This is a genomic window from Bacteroidota bacterium, from assembly GCA_016720935.1.
Lineage (GTDB): Bacteria > Bacteroidota > Bacteroidia > AKYH767-A > 2013-40CM-41-45 > JADKJP01.
On the sequence record JADKJP010000007.1, the window covers coordinates 720,359 to 738,818 of the forward strand.

Sequence of the window (18,460 nt, forward strand, 5' to 3'; positions counted from 1 at the left end):
CAAAGCAACAGGTAACATTCGCTTAAAAACTTACCTTTGCCGCCCGATGCAAAGAAAATTCATCACCAATCTTGCTTTAGTCCTTGCGCTCAATCTATTGATTAAGCCATTTTGGATTTTGGGCATCGACCGCGCAGTACAAAACGCGGTGGGAACGGAGCAATATGGATTTTACTATGCCATTTTTAATTTTTCTTTTCTGTTGAATATTCTGTTGGATCTTGGAATCACCAATTTCAACAATAAAAATATTTCACAGAACAATCATTTATTGAGCAAGCATTTTGCCAGTATAGTTTTGTTAAGACTTTTACTGGCCGGAATATTTGCCGTTGTGACACTCTTTGGCGGTCTCATCATTGGTTATACACCGGACATGATGAAGATGCTCATCGCGGTGATTCTGAACCAGGTCCTGATCTCCTTCATCATGTACCTGCGATCCAATCTTGCCGGTTTGCATTTATTCAAGACCGATAGTATCGTTTCAGTGCTTGATCGCTTGATCATGATCGCTATTTGCGCTGTACTGCTGATGAAATATTCAGCACCAGGAACATTTCAAATTAAATGGTTTGTTTATGCACAGACGGTTGCATACCTGATCACTACTGCCATTACACTCTTCATCGTAATCGGGAAGGCGAAAGTCAGAAGATTCACCTGGCGCTGGCCATTCTTTGTGATGATTCTGAAGAAGAGCTATCCCTATGCTGTTTTGGTTTTGCTCATGACATTTTATAACCGGATAGATTCCGTGATGCTGGAACGTTTGCTTCCCTTTCGTGTCGGAGCGAATGAAGCGGGGATTTATGCATCCGCTTACAGGCTATTGGATGCCGCGAACATGATTGCCTTTCTATTTGCCGGACTACTGCTCCCCATTTTCGCTCGTATGATCAAGTTACGTCAGAGCGTAGAAGAAATGGTGAGGTTATCATTCTCATTACTGGTTGTACCCGCGCTGATAGTTTCGATCTGTTGCAATTTTTTCAGTTTCGAGTTAATGAATTTGCTGTACAGCGGTGATCACATCCAGGAGTCAGCAGATGTATTCAAAATTCTGATGTGCTGTTTTGTTCCGATATCCAGCACGTATATTTTTGGTACGCTTTTAACAGCAAATGGAAACCTTCGACAGCTGAATTTCATGGCAAGTTTCGGGATGGCTGTTAATATTGTAATGAACCTGATTTTAATTCCTCGTTATTCCGCAGTAGGAGCGGCGATTTCGAGTATTACTACACAAATTTTTACCGCTTTTGCACAAATCATCATGGTTCAAAAAGCATTTGAATTCAGGAAGAATTACAGGTTGCTGGGTAAGCTTGTGGTATTTATTGCAGGCTGTATTGCCTTCAATTACTTCGCATTTTCCTTGAATTTATTCTGGATTTCCCGTTTTGCTATTGCAGCTGTGGCTTGTTTTGCCCTTGCATTTGGATTGCGCCTGATCAGTATCCGGAACCTGATTCATATTGTTAAATATGAAGAATAAGCCATTTCTGGCTAAAAAGAGCAATTTCCAAATTCCATTTCCTTTTCTACCTTTGAAGCCCTCAATCTCAATTTTCGCTAAATTATTATGTTTCAGAAAGCCAGGGAAACAGCTTATCTGGAGTCCACCAGCTTTTTAGTATTGCTGATCCGCTGGAGGAAGCCACTCATTATCGTTACAGTCGTAACGGCAATAGCGGCATACATTTTTTCCGGTCCGGCATTCATCACACCAAAATTCAGATCTTCCGTTGTTTTCTTCCCTTCCGCGACCAATTCGGTAAGTAAAGCGATTATGGAAGAAACCAATTCAGAGAAGCAGGACATCCTTGCTTTCGGAGAAGAAGAGCAGGCGGAACAGATGCTTCAGATTTTAAATTCTGATGAGATCCGGGAAACCGTCATCAACAAGTATAAATTATTCGATCATTACAAGATTAATCCGAATCAGGAATATCCGATGACCGCCCTGATGGAGGAATACAAGGACAATATTAATTTTTCACGAACAGAATTTATGTCGGTGAGAATTGATGTGCTTGACAGAGATCCTGAAATGGCCGCCAACATCGCGAATGACATCGCCGCATTGCTGGATTCCATGAAAACAAAGATTCAACGATCCAGAGCGATCGCAGCTTTGTCGATTGTTGAAGAAGCATACCAGGACAAGATGGCTGCGATGAAATCCAAGGAAGATTCGCTCATGAAACTTCGCGAATTGGGAGTAATGGATTTTAAAAATCAAAGTATTATCTGGAATGAGGAGTACGCGAAATCGAATTCCATTTACAGCAATGAAACGGCGATGCTTTCTGTTCTCGAAAAGTATAAGCCTGCAAATGACACCTCCATCATCAACACCAGAGGAAGAATCAAAGGAGCAGAGACCAGAATAAAATACCTGCAGTCCAAACTGGATCTGCTGGCACAATACGGAGGCGCAAGTGTTTCTTTGAATGAAGAACTTACTCTCGAGCGTACCGAATTGGGAAAGTTAAAAGAACAATACGATAAATTGCGTGTGGATGCCAGTCAAAACCTGACACATAAATTTGTTGTAAACAAGGCAATAAAAGCCGAGAAGAAATGTTATCCTGTACGATGGCTGGTGCTGTTGGTATCGGTAGCCTGCGCCTTCCTGCTTTCTTTGGTAATCATCCTTGCTTTTGAACGCCTGAAAGAAGTTCAGTATAAAATTTAATCCTATATAAGTACCAATGAACAATTCGTTTTTCAATTCCACTGAATTAATCCGTTCAATAATTCGTTGGAAAAAACACCTCCTCATTGTCGGACTGATCAGCCTTGGAGCATCCATTTTATTTTCTTCTCCCTGGTTCATCAAACCCAAATACAAATCATTTGCACTCGCCTACCCTTCCAACCTGATCGCCTATAGTACAGAAAGCGCAACTGAACAAATGTTACAGCTTGCGCAATCTTCTGACATTCGCGACAAAGTCATCAAGGATTTTGATTTGTTCAAGCATTACGATATCGATACGCTGAAGAATGTTCACTTTCGCACAGATGTAATAAAAATGTACGAAGAAAATGTGACCATCAAAAAGACAGAGTACGAATCCATGGAAATTACGGTGTTGGATGAAGATCCTTATGTCGCTTCAGCCATGGTTGACTCTATCATTCACTTTTTCGATGTGAAGGCGCGTTCATTGCAGGCAGAAAAATCCGCTGAGGTAATGGTGATTGCAAAGAATCAGCTGGATCAGAAACTGGCACAGATGGACTCCATGGAAGAACGCTTAAGAAAATACCGTACTGAATATGGTATCCTTGATTACAAAGAACAATCCAAGGAAGCTCTTCGTGGCTATCTCAGAGGATTATCCGGCGGAAATCCACGTGCAGCTTCTGAAGCAAAAGTGATGCTTGATGCGCTTGGTGATAAAGGTGGTGAATTCAATGCACTCAACGAACACTTGTGGAGAGTACGTGGAACATATAACGACCTGAAACTGGTTTACGAAAATGCTGTACGTGATGTAACCAAAAAACTTACATACGCGAACGTCGTTACCCGTCCTCAACCTTCTGACAAAAAAGCCTACCCGATTCGTTGGCTGATTGTACTGATTAGTGTCGGCTCTTCCCTCTTCCTTGCTTTTATGGTGTTGCTGATCTTTAATTCCAGACAGGAATTAACTAAATAAGCTAAACATTCGTGATCGATAAAATTGAACTCCGTTGGTTTTATGCCATCACCCTGACATTTATCTCTGCCAGCATCTTTTTTCTGGCAAAAGAAATGTACTGGGTTGCGGCAATTCCCATTGTTCTAGGCATTGGTTACCTGGCGGTTTTCTCCATCGATAGCTTATTGTTCATCATCGCGTTTTGTACTCCCTTAGCGATTGTACTTAACGACAAATCAGCCGGACCGGCATTGAGTATACCTACCGAACCACTCATGTTCGGGATAACATTGCTTTTCATTTTCAAATTTATTTTTGAGGGCAAATTTGACAAGCGAATCTTATGGCATCCTGTGAGTCTGGCTATTTTCTTTCATCTCAGCTGGATGTTCATCACTTGCATGACGAGTAGTTTACCTTTGGTGTCCTTCAAGCACCTTTTGTCTCAACTCTGGTTTATTGTTCCGTTTTACTTCCTGGGAACACAGTTGTTTAAGGAGAAGAAGAATATCCGGAAATTTGTCTGGCTTTACGCCGCTACGCTTACCGTCGTTATCATTTATACCATTGTGAACCATGCACAGAACGGATGGACACAAAAGGCCGCACACTGGGTCATGACTCCTTTTTACAACGACCATACAGCTTATGCGGCGGTGATCGCTTTGTTCATACCGATCATTTTTGTGTTTACACGCAACCGTGAATCAAGTTTTCCGGAGCGTGTTTTTGCTATCCTGACACTGGGATTGTTCCTGACAGCACTGATCCTTTCGTATACCCGTGCCGCGTGGTTGAGCCTTGTGATTGCGATCACTATTTATTTTATCTACAAATTCAAGATCCGGTTTTATACGGTCGCTGCAGTAAGTGGAACAGTACTCATCCTATTTCTATCATTCCAGACAGAAATCATGATGAAGCTTGAAAAAAACAGGCAGGACTCGGCAACCGATTTCAATAAACATCTTCAGTCAATTTCGAACATCTCAACAGATGCATCCAACCTGGAACGTATCAATCGCTGGAACTGTGCAATGCGGATGTTTGATCAGCGACCTTTTCTTGGCTGGGGCCCGGGAACGTATCAGTTCAATTATGCTCCATTTCAAAAATCGAATGAAATGACCATTATCTCCACCAATGCCGGGGATATGGGAAATGCGCACAGTGAATTCATCGGTCCGCTGGCGGAAGAAGGAGTATTGGGAATGGTGGCCATGATTATCATAGTCATTGCAGTGTTTTACCGTGCGACCATGTTTTATTCATCCTCTAATGACAGTCAGAATAAAATACTTTTATTGGGTATCTTACTTGGACTCGTTACATATTTTGTACACGGGACTTTGAATAATTTTCTGGATACCGATAAACTGGCTGTTCCCGTCTGGGCCTTTATCGCGATGATTGTTTCGCTGGATGTTTATCATTCAGATCCCGATGCCGCAGAAAACGGCGCTTTGAAAGGGAACAAAAAATTACTCCATTAAGATTTTCTGAATGCGATTTCCTCTTCAGGCTCGCTGATTATTTAGATTTAAATAAGCAGCTAAGCAGTGTAATATCGTCGGTATAATTACGGGATTGTTTGAATGCAAAAAGGTTGGCGACTAATTGGCCATGCAGTTCTTCGATATTCCTCAGTTGAGTACGGGCAGTTAAAAATTCACGCAAACGATCCATTCCAAAATCGTGGCCGCTGTCGTTCTCGACATCGGTGATACCATCGGTGTAACAATGCAGCATCGCGTTTCCCGGAATGAAAACTTTTCCCGGATGAATAAAAGGTAATTCCTCAAACATTCCCAATCCTGTGCTGCCTTCATTGAGCATGTAAACTACTTTATCATGGATGAGGAATGGAGGATTGTGTCCGGCATTGACATAGTGAAGTTCTTTTGTTTTCACATTGTATCGGCCGATAAAAAATGTGATGAACTTCTCCCCTTTCGCGCTTTTAAAAACTTTTGCATTCAACAAACTGATGAGTTCCGGCAGGTTGTGCATCAGGTGTGAATGCGCATGAAGATTCGCCTGAAAGTTGGACATCAGCAAAGCGGCAGGAATTCCTTTTCCGCTGACATCAGCCATACAAAAAACGAACTCATCTTCATTCAATGGAATATAATCATAGTAATCACCTCCAACTTCCTGATGGGGAAGATAGGTCGCGTGCATAACATAATCACCCGTGGAAGGCAATGTAGTCGGGAAAAGCATGGTCTGCATTTGCGCGGCGAGTTCCAGTTCTTTCCGGATACCGGCCTGTCGGATCTTTTCGTTGGCGATGTTGTTATTTTCAACAGCCACAACAATCAGGTTGGTAATGGTATGAATGAAGGGAAGTAATTCATTCCGTTTTGGAATGACACTGCCGGAGGTACCACCAACAAGTGCATAAGCGAGAATCTGTTCTTTATGATATACCGGAAGAATGGTATCGAAATTTTTGATCCACAATTCCTGTTCCGTTTCAAGATTCTGAATTTTATTCAATTCCTGGAGAATACGATCCAGATCAAAATCCAGAAAATTGCGATCGGTACCGTAGAGCAAAGCACACTCCCATTTATTTTCATGAATCAGGAGGGCGAGTTTATCTACCTTGAGTTGCGTGTGCAAAACATGTTCGTACACATCAAGCAATTGTTTCGTGGAAAAATTATAATTGATCGCTTTTGTGATCTGCAGCAGCCAATGCAACTGCAATTTTTTGGCATGCAGATCCACTGCAAGGCTATCCTGAGATTCCTGAGCCGATGAGATATGTTTTTCAGCCTCTGACAATCAGGATTTCAGTTTTTCAATGATGGAAGGTAATTGTTTGATGAAAGCAAGTTCTTTCATTTTTTCACGGGCTTCCTGTGTTGGGCTGCCAAAGTAAGTTTTACCGCCTTCAAGTGATTTTGGAACACCGGATTTTCCGAGGACGACAGCGCCTTTTCCAATAGTGAGATCTTTCTGCACTCCAACTTGTCCCCAAAGGATTACATCGTCTTCGATGGTCACAACACCTGCAATGCCGACCTGTCCGGCGAAGAGGCAATTTTTTCCGATCACTGTGTCATGACCTACATGGACCATATTATCCATTTTTGTTCCTGAGCCAACGATGGTATCACCGGAAACACCTTTATCGATTGTACAGCAGGCTCCAATTTCAACTTTATCATGAATGATTACCCTGCCACAGGAGATCATTTTATCATAACCCTCCGGTCTTCTTTTGAAATAGAATGCATCCGCGCCAATGACTGTACTTGAATGAATAATTACATCATCACCAATGATGGTGTGATCGTAAATACTGACATTGGAATGAATGATACAATTTTTACCGATCACAACATGCTGACCGATAAATGCTCCGGGTTGGATGATGGTGCCTTCTCCGATAACAGCGGTTTCACTGACTGCATTTGCACTTGGAGTAAAGGTTCTGAACTTTTTGACAATTGTATTGTATGCCGTGAAAGGGTCATTAGAAAAAAGCAAGGCTTTCCCTGGTGGAACATCCACTTCTTTGTTGATAATTACAAAACCGGCATTGGAATTCAAGGCTTTGTCGTAGTATTTCGGATGATCCACAAAGGTGATATCACCGGCTTCCACCTTGTGAATTTCATTGATTCCGGTAACGGTCATGGAACCATCGCCCATCACGCGGGAACCCGTTAATTGAGCAAGTTGTTGGAGAGGAACAGCGGCAGGAAATTTCATTCTCTGCAAAAATAATCTTTTTGCCGGGAGCATCTTTGGTTACCTGCTATCCCGGGCAGCATTTATCAACACCTGAGCGTCAAAAAGTTCGGGAAATTGAGGATATATTTTCGTGGGAAATGCAGGGAAGCCTGACAGGTTTAGTATTTTCGGCGTCACAAATTAACCTGTATGATTATCGCTGTAAATGCCCGGATGCTGGTGAAAGACAAGATGGAGGGCATTGGTTATTTTACGTATGAAAGCTTAAAGCGCATCACGAGACAACAAAGCGGCCATGAGTTCATTTTTTTGTTTGACCGGCCTTATGATCCTTCCTTTATTTTCTCTGACAATATAACACCACTTGTAGTTTCGCCTCCGGCCAGACATCCGATTCTGTGGTATCTCTGGTTTGAGCAATCCCTGCCACGTGTTTTTAAAAAGATAAAAGCTGATTTATTCCTTTCGACAGATGGTTATCTGTCTCTTGCATCCGGACAGAAAACACTTGCAGTGATTCATGATATCAATTTCGAACATTATCCGAAGGATCTCCCCTTTTTCAACCGGGTATATTACCGTCATTATTTTCCGAAATATGCAAAACAAGCAGCGCGGATCGCGACAGTATCGGAATATTCCAGACAGGATATCGTGAAGGCCTACAATGTACCGGAATCAAAGATTGATGTTGTTTACAATGGAGCGGGAGAACATTTTGCTCCATTGAGTACCGAGCAGATTTCATCTGTTCGAAATAAATATACTCAAGGAAAGCCCTACTTTCTTTTTACCGGCGCTCTTCATCAGCGAAAAAATATCGCCAACCTGATGCGTGCTTTTGATTTGTTCCGTCAGCAGTCGCAGGAAAAATTTTATCTGTTACTGGCAGGGACAAAACGGTGGTGGACGAGTGAAATGGAAAGCGTGTATACCGCGATGAAATTCAAGGAAGATGTTGTTTTCACCGGACGACTCACGGAAGCGGAACTAATAGCAGTGACCGGTGCAGCATATGCCATCACCTATGTTTCAAATTTCGAAGGATTCGGAATACCCATTGTGGAAGCATTTCGTTGTGATGTACCTGTTATTACCTCAAACATCACTTCGATGCCTGAAATAGCAGGTGACGCAGCAGTATTGGTGGATCCATTTTCCGAAAATTCCATCGCTGACGGGATGACGAAGCTTGCAGCTGATCAGGGTTTACGAATACAATTAATAGAAAAAGGAAGAATCCGCAAATCAGCATTCAGTTGGGATAAAACCGCGGATTCGCTATGGGCAAGTATTGAAAAAACTATTTAATCGACCAAACGGATAAATCACATGCCGGCCAGACTTCACAAATATTTTCAGCAAGACCTGATTGAAGCGGGTTGTGATGAAGCCGGAAGAGGTTGTCTTGCAGGTTCTGTTTTTGCCGCTGCAGTAATTTTGCCTTCAGATTTTTTTCATCCTGATCTCAACGACTCCAAGCAAATCAATGAAGCAAAACGAGACAAGCTCCGGCCGATCATTGAAAAGGAAGCTATTGCCTGGTCAGTCGCTTCTGTCAATCCAGTCGAAATTGACACGATCAATATCCTGAACGCCTCGATTCTGGCGATGCACAAAGCATTGGATGGTCTGAAGAAAAAACCAGGTTTGCTGCTGATTGACGGAAACCGTTTTCACAAATACAAACGCATACCGCACAAGTGTATCATTGGAGGCGATGGGTTGTACGCTTCCATTGCCGCTGCTTCGGTGCTTGCCAAAACCTATCGTGATGCATATATGGAGCAATTGCATGCGGAATTTCCTGTTTATGGCTGGGATCAGAATAAAGGCTATGGAACTGTAAAACACCGAAAGGCTTTGCTTGAAAATGGCCCATCCCCTTTTCACCGTCTCAGCTTCCGCTTGCACAAGCCGGAACCGGAATTACCTTTTAACAGTAGTTTGTAAATAATTCCCTCTTCAAAGCCGCATTCCTGAAGGCTTAGATGTTACCTTGCACAATACTTTTTTTCACCCGAATGAAGCGTCTGATCCTTATTGGTGCGTCAGTGGTTTTACTGCTCGCCGCAATCGCATATTATTTCTTCCGTAGCAGTCCAGTTCTTTCTGTCGATCCTTTGGATGCTATTCCTTCGGATGCGGCATTGATCTTTGAATGTCCATCGGGAACGGCAGCATCGACGGAGCTCCGTCAAACCGGTTTTTGGAAGATTCTCCAGAAGGACAGTTCATTCGCGAGGATTGAAACGCAAATGCGACAAATTGATTCCATCGCGAAGATCCAACCGGAGCTGGGAATATTGTGGACGAAGGAGAAATTATTTCTTTCCTTTCATCAGGTAAAGGCGAATGCTTTTGATTATCTATTTGTACTCAAACTTCCGGATGAAATCAGGAAAGGAAGGGCGATCAGTTTACTGGAAGAAATTCCCGGATCGAAATACACACTGGATGAACGCGAATATGAAGACGTCAGCATTTTCGAATTCCGTTCCGGTGAGAGTATTGCATTCGCGTTTGCCGTTTCAAAGGGATTGGTTCTCGCGAGTAAAACATCCTTTCTTGTAGAGGATGCAATACGTCAGCTGAACGGAGGAAGTTCAGTTCGTAAATCAAAAGGATTCACACAGGCACGCAAATCACTTTCAAACAAATCGGGAATCATTTGTTATTTCAATCACGTTGGTAGCGGTGATTTGTTTTCCGGATTTCTGAGCAACACATTTACCGGTTTTCAAAAATCAGTTTCCAACCTCGCACGTTGGGAAGCGCTATCTGTTGGTTTAAACAATGATTTCATTTCTCTCACAGGATCCGTTTCTACTGTTGACACCAGTGATGGTTTGCAGATTTTCAGGAAGCAGGAACCTGTTCTCAGCAAAATGGGAGAAGTACTTCCCGGGAGAACAGCCTTCTATCTTCGCTGGGGTTCATCGAATCTTGCTGAATGCCTGAATCATTTGCGTTTGAATGAAAATTATTTTGACCCTGTAACTGAGCGAATGGATGCCATTGCAGCGTTCAACAACAAATACAAAACAAATATCGAAGAAGATCTTACTTCCTGGATCGGTAATGAATTTGCCTTCGCCATTACTGAACCCGGAACAACGGAATTTGAAAACAGTGTCTTTGCTGTAATCAAAGCAAAGCGTGCGGATCTGGCATTGCTTTCACTAAACAGTTTGCAGGGAAAATTAGGTACATTAAAAGTTCCCGCGAAATACAGAAACCATCCGATAGGCATTTTACAAGGAGGAGATTTCCTTTCTCTGTTTTATGGAATTTCTTTTCATCGTCTTCAAAATCCATCCTTCACTATTGTGAACGGCTATGTCATTTTCGCAAATCAAACTAGTGCGTTGAAAAGTCTGATTGATGAAATCGAAGCAGGGAAAACACTTTCGAATGCCGCAGCTTTCAGACAAAGCGCTGCGCTTATTAATCAACCATCTTTTCTGGATCTTTATCTGAATGCAGGTTCAGGACTAAACCTCATCAAAGCGGGATTGAATGCTGATGTATTGAAACAATTGCCGGAACATCGCGAAACGCTGAATAATTTATCCTCTTTCATACTGAAAATCGGCAAAGCAAAAGATGGATACCAATGCCAGGCAAACCTGTCGTTCCTCAAAAACCCTAAGCGGGAAGTGAACCTGCTTTTTGCAACACAACTTGATACATCGGCCACACAGAGACCTTCCTTTATTGAAACCGACGATGAAACTTTTTCGGTAGCGATTCAGGATGACGCGAACACATTATATCTCATTGATGAAAAAGGAAATATTCTCTGGAAAAAACCTTTGGAAGAAAAAATCATGAGTGATATTCATCCGGTGGATTATTACAAGAATGGAAGCAAGCAATTGCTTTTCAATACTGCCAGTCGCCTCTATCTGATCGATCAGGAAGGAAATAATGTTCCGAAATTTCCGATCAAATTGCCGGCAGAAGCAAGCAACGGATGCAATGTCGTGCAGAATGGAAATCTGAAAACACAACAAATTCTGATAGCCTGCACAAACGGTCAGGTGTATGCTTATGACTTAAGCGGCAAGCCTGTTTCGAGCTGGCTGTTTGAACCATTCCTGAATGGCATTGTGGATGTCATCAAACCGGTAGTTATGCGTAACCAGATTTTCTACCTGGTCACAAGTACGGAAGGAAAAATCATTCTTGCGGATGCAAGAGGACGAACCAGAGAAATTGCCGATGGCCTGAGTCCTGAGCAAATCAGGAGTCTTGAAATATTGCCGGCTGATTCAGGGACAAATGCTCAATTCATGGTTTATGACAGCAGTGGTGTTTCGTTGTATACTCTGGAAGGCAATCGTGGAACAATATTCGGCGACATTCAATCGCTGAAAATGATCCGTGGTATCGAAGGATGGCCGGGCAGTAATTCATCGGTCTATCTTTTACTCACAGAAGACTCCCTGATGTTGTATTCCAGTCCGGGAAAACAGGAATGCATGAAATCCTTACCCTTAATGAAAGATTGTCATCTGGAAGCTGATTTTGACGGAGTTTCAAGGACCTGGGCCGGGCTAATTTACCCTGAAGAAAACACTTTTTTCCTATTGGCAGATGATTGTTCCATTCCGGGCGGGTTTCCGGTGAAGGGAAACAGCAGATTTTGTGTCAGGATGACAAAAGGTGATGGAAAAAACAAACTCCTGATTGCGAGTACCGATGGAAACTTGTACGTTTATAATCTCAATTAACCTTTCTAACCATTATAATTCATGAAACGAATCACTATCAATCAAAAATTGAGCGCGGTGCTTCTTATTTTACTCGGCACAGGATTCTGGCAAGGCTGTGTGAAAAGCGAAGATTTTCAGTACGATAAAATAGCCGTTACAACATGGGATCCCGATGTAGCCGTTCCGCTGATCAATTCCGATTTATCTGTTTATGATATTGTGGACAATACAGATTCAGGAACGATCACGATTGATTCATTGAAAAAAGTGAGCCTCGTTTATAAAGGAAATATTTACTCGGTGTATGGCTACGAATTTCTTCCATTGATTGATCAGAGTGATTTTTCTACTATCCTGTTGAATCAAAACGACAGCAATGCATTGCAATCAGCCGGTACGTTCACAAAGAGTATTACCTCGACTATTCCATTTGTTGTCGCGAATGGAGAAAGTCTGGATTCCATTGTTTCACGACTGGGCACTTTGATTGTATCTGTCAATTCACAGATTCCTTACGATGGTTCTCTCAATGTGAGCATACCGGGTGCATTAAAAAACGGAATTTCATTCAGCAAGGATATTCCATTTTCAATCAGTAACGGAATTCCGGTGATTGCGCTTGACAGTTCGGACATCACCGGATATCATGTGAACCTGAAACCATCCGGTACTCCTAACCAATTACAGATTGTCTATTCAGCAAGGTTCACGTATAATACAAACGGACAGCCGAGTATCAACAGACCTTTCAATATCCAAAGCAATTTCGCAAATCTGCATGTGGCACAGGCATTCGGAAATTTCGGAAGCAGACCTTTGTCAATCAGTGTAGATTCCTCGAAGATAAAAGTCTTTACCAACCAGATTAGCGGAAATATTGTCTTTGATGATCCGAGTGTAAAATTCATCATCACCAATTCTTACGGGATGCCGATTGAAGCACACCTCACATCTCTTTTCGCGATCCTGGCGAATAACAGTACGATTCCAATTACAGGTTATCCGGATCCCATTCCGATTGCAGTTCCATTGAGCATCGGACAAGTTGTTCAGACAAATTTTGTACTGAATCAAACCAACAGTAACGAAAAGACTGTCATCAACCAGCAACCGAGATACATCAGTTACTCAGTAAACGCCCTGACCAATTCACCTACTCCAACATACAATTTCCTTGAGGATTCAAGCCGTTTCAAAGTAGATGTGGAAGTGAATTTACCAATGAAAGGATATGCTGAAGGATTTACGCTTCAGGATACGACACCATTCACTCTGGAGAATATTGAACAGGTACAATCAGCGGTATTCCGAATCAATATTGTAAATGGTTTTCCGGCCAAAGCTTATACGCAAGTTTATTTCTATGATACATTATTTGCCGGACACCCCCCACTCGACTCGATGTTAACAGACGCATCTGATTTGCTTGTGGAGTCAGGGCCACTGGACGCGAATGGTGTTGTTATTTCTCCTGTACACAAAAGAAAAGACGAGCCATTTAACCGCACTCGCCTTGAACATATTTTTAAAGCAAAATACCTGATCATACGAAGTGTAGTTGACACCAAAGATTCTCCTACACAACAGGTACAGATTTATTCTGATTACAAGTTGAATGTCAGGATTGGAGTACGTGCACAGCTTAGTTTTCAATCCAATTAATTGTTCAACCTTTTAATCTGACCTTATGAAAAACAAATTCACAAAAATATTCTTCCAGATTGCGGCATTCCTGACTTTATCCTTTGCCGCAAACGCCCAGCAGGATCTGACATTGTATAACATGAATACAATTGGTCAGTCGATCCGGGTGAATCCGTCATTGATGCCGGTCAATAAATATTATGTCGGTATTCCGCTTATTTCGTCGACGTACTTTCTGTTCAGTCATAACGCATTTGTGTATCATGATTTTTACAAAGTACGTTCTGATGACTCTGTTCAGATTGATGTCAACAATGCGCTCAATCAACTCAAGAAAACCAATTTCCTGAAAACAGATCTTCAGGTAGATTATCTCTCCCTGGGTATCAGCCTGAATAAATTTTACATCACAGGAAATATCACCGAGCATGTCGCATTTCGTTTTGCATACGCAAAAGAATTACTGGAACTGATTCACAAAGGGAATGGACCTTTTGTAGGACAGACGATTGATTTCAGCAAAACAGGATTTGATGCTACACATTATCGCGAATACGGTCTTGGTTTGGCGACGGAACTCAATGACCAATGGACCGTTGGCGGAAGATTGAAATATTTGTACGGACTGGAAAATTTCTCCAGCACTACCGGTGATCTGGGATTGGTGACTGCGGAAGAGGATTATCATTTGCAGGTTCCTACCAATATTGTGATCAATACATCCGGACCGGTTAATTCTGAAGACGGCTATGATCAGTTCAGTGACGGAACAGCAAAATCCGCTTCATCGAATATCAGAGATTATTTGTTTCACCGAAAAAACAGAGGCTTCGCGATTGATTTGGGCGGCACTTACAAACCGAATGAAACATGGTCCTTCAGCGCGAGTGTTCTGGATCTTGGTTTTATCAAATGGAAAAGCGATGTACGCAACTATCGGACAGACGCAGGTCAGTATGATTTTAATGGCGTAGATTTAAAGAACTTCCTCAATGATACTTCAGCCAACGTTCAGGAAGCATTGGATTCTTTGGGAAGAGTTTTTAAAGCAAAAGAAACACATGATAGTTACAAAACAAATCTCCCAACACAGGTAAATCTGAGTTCAAATTATACGATCGACGATAAGAGTTTTGCAGGCGCGCTGGTGCATGCAGAATTTTTCAAAAAGACTATCCAACCTACCGTTACTCTTTCCTACAATCGTATGGTTGGAAGACATCTTTCTGTAGCAGCATCCTATTCCTACATCAATCATACTTTTGATAACATAGGTTTGGGAATGTCTACAAGCGCAGGACCGGTTCAATTGTATATAGTATCTGACAATGTGCTCGGTTTGATTTCACCGCTTGATCATCACAATACGCATGTGCATTTTGGGATTAACCTGATCTTTGGCCGACCATTGCGTGACCGTGATAAAGATAAAGTTCCTGATGTTCGTGATGATTGTCCGGATGTACCTGGATTGATTGATCTGAAAGGTTGTCCTGACAGAGACCACGATGGAATCGCGGATTATCTTGACCGTTGTCCGGATGTTCCGGGTCTGAAACAATTCAATGGTTGTCCTGACTCCGACAATGACGGTGTAGTTGATTCACTTGATAATTGCCCGACTACTCCGGGACTCATTGAATTCCTTGGTTGTCCGGATACAGATGGAGACAGTATCCCTGATCCTGAAGACAGCTGTGTAACCGTAAAAGGTCAGCGGATCTTCAATGGTTGTCCGGATACAGATAACGACGGTGTGATGGATTCACAAGACAGTTGTGTACTTGTGCCAGGACCAACCAGCAACAATGGTTGTCCGATTATCAAGAAAGAAGTGATCGTTCCGAAAGAGCCTGTGAAAGCGGTTCTGACGGTACAGGAGCAGGAAGTCATTAATAAAGTCTTCAAAAATCTCGAATTCGAAACCGGCAAAGCGGTAATCCGCAGCAGCAGCTTTAGTTCGCTGGATGAACTTGCCGCATTGATGAAGAAAAAGCCGACTTTCCGTTTGTTGATTGAAGGACATACTGATAATGTCGGTTCCGATGCATCCAATCTGAAACTCTCGCAACGTCGTGCTGAAGCTGTGAAGAAATATCTCAGTGACAAAGGCATTGATGCTACTCGTATTGTCAGCAAAGGTTATGGTGAAATGTCACCGGTTGCCGACAATAAAACAGCCGAGGGACGTCAGCGTAACAGGCGAGTTGAGTTTACGATTCTGGAGTAATTACCAAATCGATTTCTTAAAACAAAAAAAGCGGCTGATGGCCGCTTTTTTTGTTTTAAGAACTATCTGACTTGAATAAAGACTTTAATTATTCTTATCAGGTTACAATTGAGAAAAGCAAAACTCGAAATGTTTTTTTGAATTAAATTATTACTTACATCCCGCTTCATACACCCTACTCTTCTCCTTCAAATATTCATCTTTTTCATTTCCGGCAATCTGGTATTCAATGCTCGCGATTTTCTGACAGAGATCTTCGTAGCGGGCAAGAATTCTTCGATCGGGTTCCATGATGAGTTTATGAAAAGCGGAAGCACGAAAAGCGTATAAGGCAGAATCTCCAGAATAGGACTGATGAATTTCAGAATAGTCGCATTCGATCTGGTGCAGTTCTGTTAAAAAAGGCAAATAGGTTTCTTTAGTATAAGAAGTAATTTCCAGGCTTTGGGGGTTGTCCACTCCACCTGTTTCGACAGGCCTTGAGCAGGAAACAGCGATAGATGCAAACAAAAACAGAAGGCTGACATTTTTCATCTTGTGTTTTATTTCAATTTTTCATGTTTACATGTCCTTTTTGGAGAACACTCTTACTGACCAGAGCAATGGAACAATCATTCAGAAGAATAAACTTTATCATAAAACATCAATTCAAAACAATTATTTTCTCTTCGACAACATTTTTAAAATCAGAATTAATTCGAAGAACATACATTCCAGAGGGAAAATTGCTGATGTCCAAATTAATAATCCCACCTGTTGAACTATGATTTTCTTTATTCATATCCCAAATCACCCTTCCATATAAATCCACAATCACTATTTGATAATAACTTAGATCATTCAAATTTGTCAAGTGAATAATTTTTGATGCTGGAGAAGGGGAAATAACCAGTTTCCTCTTTTGAATTTCATCAGTTGATACAAGTGATATTGTCATAAAAGATGAATCAGTGCATTCTCCTCTGAAAACTATCAAGGATACAATATAATTCCCAGCATTTGAGTAGATGTGAACTGGATTAATGTCATTAGAACTGGAACCATCGCCAAAATCCCAGTAATAATACTCTGCATTTTGAGAAAGATTTTGAAATACAATAGTATCATTCTGAATAGTATAATTGAAAGTACTTTGAACGGGGCCGATTGTACTGTTATTTAAGTGAGCAAGATAAAAGCCAATTCCTGTTGATAGATAACAATCAAAAGTGGTGTCCCGATGAAAACCGCCTATTGTATAGCCATCCAGAGAATCAGAAATAATCATGGTATTATTTCCGGAAATGTATTTTACCCATTGCATATGAAAGAGACTGTCATACTTAACCAGATATTCACCGCCAAGAAGTGATTGCACTCCTGCTCTTCCAGAATCGAGAACGAAACCTGAAAATAATAAATTCTGATCATGATCCAATATCAAACTTTTAATCGATTTCATGGCGGAAAAAGATGCAGATGAAATCGGCAAAGCACTTTTCTCAACACCACTACTGTTGTATTTCAGAATTGCTGAATAGTTTAAATTTGTTGTAAATGGATTCTACATTGTATCACTTCCAAAAATATTTATACCAATATCTTCGATTGCAATATAAATAGTACCATCATCTCCAATCGCGGATTCTACCACTTGCTTTTGAGCATTTGTAAGTCCTCCCCAAGCTTTCATCCAAAATGCTATTCCGTTAGTATCCATTTTTATGGTAACTACTTCATTAGCCAAACCTGGTGATAAAATTGCCTGAACTGTGTCAAAATGAATGGGAGTACCGCAAAAATTAGTATTTTCAATCCCATTCAGACATAATTCTGCAGAATTATTGTAACTTATATTCTGAAAATAAGGATGTTCACTAAAGGTGACACACGCGTCTATTGATTTCATCCAAACCTGATTTAAATTTTGATCAAGTTTTTCAACAAAATGTTCTGATGAAACATAAAGACTATTCTTAATACAAACAAATGAAAACGGACCGTTATAAGGTTTTATTTGAATGAATTTTCCGGCGCTATTAAATTTAAGTATATGATAAACAGTTGCAATATTTAAAGAGGTATCCTGATCAATTGACAAATCACTTCCAGATAAACCGACACCTACATAAAGATTGCCATCTTCATCTGTTGCTATACAATTGAATTGATCTGTTCCAAATGATGCATCACATTGGAGTTGTTTAAGCCAGACAACTTGCATATCTGAATTAAATTTTACAATTATATCATAATCGTTAGCATATGATGTTGAATATCCCAGATAATCAATGTACAAAGGTCCCCATGCATTTGAAGCAACAAAAATATTACCGTTAAGATCCTTTGTCATAGGAAGAAATGGATATCCTCCTTGAGTTACTGCAAAACGAAATTTATCGAATGTTTGCCCAGCCATATTTCCAAAGACTCCAAGTATCAAAAGAAAAATGAGATATAATCCCTTATCATTTCTGTCAAATTTCATATCTAGAATTATTTAATCTTATTGATAAAACTCACAGTTA

At 41.2% G+C, this 18,460-nt stretch carries 14 protein-coding genes; 9 read left to right on the plus strand and 5 right to left on the minus strand.

Annotated features, from left to right (window positions below; translation table 11 throughout):
- The first annotated feature begins 46 nt into the window (after nt 1-46).
- The 4 genes from IPP86_17145 (at nt 47) to IPP86_17160 (ending at nt 5,149) form a co-directional block, all read left to right on the plus strand.
- Entirely contained in the window at nt 47-1,498 is a 1,452-nt protein-coding gene (locus IPP86_17145) for an oligosaccharide flippase family protein (GenBank protein MBL0140225.1), read from the plus strand.
- A gap of 87 nt (nt 1,499-1,585) precedes the next feature.
- Nucleotides 1,586-2,701 (plus strand): hypothetical protein, encoded by a 1,116-nt coding sequence (locus IPP86_17150; GenBank protein ID MBL0140226.1) that lies wholly within the window; start codon nt 1,586-1,588, stop codon nt 2,699-2,701.
- A gap of 16 nt (nt 2,702-2,717) precedes the next feature.
- Nucleotides 2,718-3,674, plus strand: coding sequence for a hypothetical protein (locus tag IPP86_17155; protein ID MBL0140227.1), 957 nt, complete (start codon nt 2,718-2,720; stop codon nt 3,672-3,674).
- A gap of 11 nt (nt 3,675-3,685) precedes the next feature.
- The gene (locus IPP86_17160) at nt 3,686-5,149 is read left to right on the plus strand and encodes an O-antigen ligase family protein (GenBank protein ID MBL0140228.1); all 1,464 of its coding nucleotides are present in this window, start codon (nt 3,686-3,688) and stop codon (nt 5,147-5,149) included.
- Nucleotides 5,150-5,186: 37 nt separating this feature from the next.
- Here IPP86_17160 and IPP86_17165 read toward each other — a convergent pair whose 3' ends face one another.
- Both IPP86_17165 and IPP86_17170 read right to left on the minus strand, forming a co-directional pair.
- Nucleotides 5,187-6,446, minus strand: a complete 1,260-nt coding sequence (locus tag IPP86_17165; protein ID MBL0140229.1) for a PP2C family protein-serine/threonine phosphatase — start codon at nt 6,444-6,446, stop codon at nt 5,187-5,189.
- Entirely contained in the window at nt 6,447-7,379 is a 933-nt protein-coding gene (locus IPP86_17170; protein ID MBL0140230.1) for a UDP-3-O-(3-hydroxymyristoyl)glucosamine N-acyltransferase, read from the minus strand.
- Between the two features lie 171 nt (nt 7,380-7,550).
- Between IPP86_17170 and IPP86_17175 the strand changes: the two genes are divergently transcribed.
- The 5 genes from IPP86_17175 (at nt 7,551) to IPP86_17195 (ending at nt 15,953) form a co-directional block, all read left to right on the plus strand.
- Nucleotides 7,551-8,672: a glycosyltransferase family 4 protein gene (locus IPP86_17175; protein ID MBL0140231.1), complete on the plus strand. Its 1,122-nt coding sequence runs from the start codon at nt 7,551-7,553 to the stop codon at nt 8,670-8,672.
- 21 nt (nt 8,673-8,693) lie between these two features.
- A complete protein-coding gene (locus IPP86_17180; protein MBL0140232.1) occupies nt 8,694-9,314 on the plus strand; it encodes a ribonuclease HII in 621 nt (206 codons plus the stop codon).
- A gap of 71 nt (nt 9,315-9,385) precedes the next feature.
- Nucleotides 9,386-12,097, plus strand: coding sequence for a DUF3352 domain-containing protein (locus tag IPP86_17185; GenBank protein MBL0140233.1), 2,712 nt, complete (start codon nt 9,386-9,388; stop codon nt 12,095-12,097).
- A 21-nt stretch (nt 12,098-12,118) separates the two neighbouring features.
- A complete protein-coding gene (locus IPP86_17190; GenBank protein ID MBL0140234.1) occupies nt 12,119-13,741 on the plus strand; it encodes a hypothetical protein in 1,623 nt (540 codons plus the stop codon).
- A 25-nt stretch (nt 13,742-13,766) separates the two neighbouring features.
- On the plus strand, nt 13,767-15,953 hold the full coding sequence (locus tag IPP86_17195) for an OmpA family protein (protein MBL0140235.1): 2,187 nt from the start codon (nt 13,767-13,769) through the stop codon (nt 15,951-15,953).
- A 150-nt stretch (nt 15,954-16,103) separates the two neighbouring features.
- On the opposite strand, the gene IPP86_17200 is transcribed toward IPP86_17195, so the two are convergent.
- The 3 genes from IPP86_17200 to IPP86_17210 form a co-directional block, all read right to left on the minus strand.
- The gene (locus IPP86_17200; GenBank protein ID MBL0140236.1) at nt 16,104-16,487 is read right to left on the minus strand and encodes a hypothetical protein; all 384 of its coding nucleotides are present in this window, start codon (nt 16,485-16,487) and stop codon (nt 16,104-16,106) included.
- A gap of 109 nt (nt 16,488-16,596) precedes the next feature.
- Complete coding sequence (locus IPP86_17205; protein MBL0140237.1) at nt 16,597-17,394, minus strand: T9SS type A sorting domain-containing protein; 798 nt, start codon at nt 17,392-17,394, stop codon at nt 16,597-16,599.
- 102 nt (nt 17,395-17,496) lie between these two features.
- Nucleotides 17,497-18,420, minus strand: a complete 924-nt coding sequence (locus IPP86_17210; GenBank protein MBL0140238.1) for a hypothetical protein — start codon at nt 18,418-18,420, stop codon at nt 17,497-17,499.
- Nucleotides 18,421-18,460 lie beyond the last annotated feature (40 nt).

Coding starts and splice junctions, on each gene's coding strand:
- IPP86_17210 (MBL0140238.1), bottom strand. CDS start 18,420: ATGAAATTTGACAGAAATGATAAGGGATTATATCTCATTTTTCTTTTG.
- IPP86_17175 (MBL0140231.1), top strand. CDS start 7,551: ATGATTATCGCTGTAAATGCCCGGATGCTGGTGAAAGACAAGATGGAG.
- IPP86_17200 (MBL0140236.1), bottom strand. CDS start 16,487: ATGAAAAATGTCAGCCTTCTGTTTTTGTTTGCATCTATCGCTGTTTCC.
- IPP86_17155 (MBL0140227.1), top strand. CDS start 2,718: ATGAACAATTCGTTTTTCAATTCCACTGAATTAATCCGTTCAATAATT.
- IPP86_17170 (MBL0140230.1), bottom strand. CDS start 7,379: ATGAAATTTCCTGCCGCTGTTCCTCTCCAACAACTTGCTCAATTAACG.
- IPP86_17145 (MBL0140225.1), top strand. CDS start 47: ATGCAAAGAAAATTCATCACCAATCTTGCTTTAGTCCTTGCGCTCAAT.
- IPP86_17180 (MBL0140232.1), top strand. CDS start 8,694: ATGCCGGCCAGACTTCACAAATATTTTCAGCAAGACCTGATTGAAGCG.
- IPP86_17150 (MBL0140226.1), top strand. CDS start 1,586: ATGTTTCAGAAAGCCAGGGAAACAGCTTATCTGGAGTCCACCAGCTTT.
- IPP86_17185 (MBL0140233.1), top strand. CDS start 9,386: ATGAAGCGTCTGATCCTTATTGGTGCGTCAGTGGTTTTACTGCTCGCC.
- IPP86_17190 (MBL0140234.1), top strand. CDS start 12,119: ATGAAACGAATCACTATCAATCAAAAATTGAGCGCGGTGCTTCTTATT.
- IPP86_17205 (MBL0140237.1), bottom strand. CDS start 17,394: ATGAAATCGATTAAAAGTTTGATATTGGATCATGATCAGAATTTATTA.
- IPP86_17195 (MBL0140235.1), top strand. CDS start 13,767: ATGAAAAACAAATTCACAAAAATATTCTTCCAGATTGCGGCATTCCTG.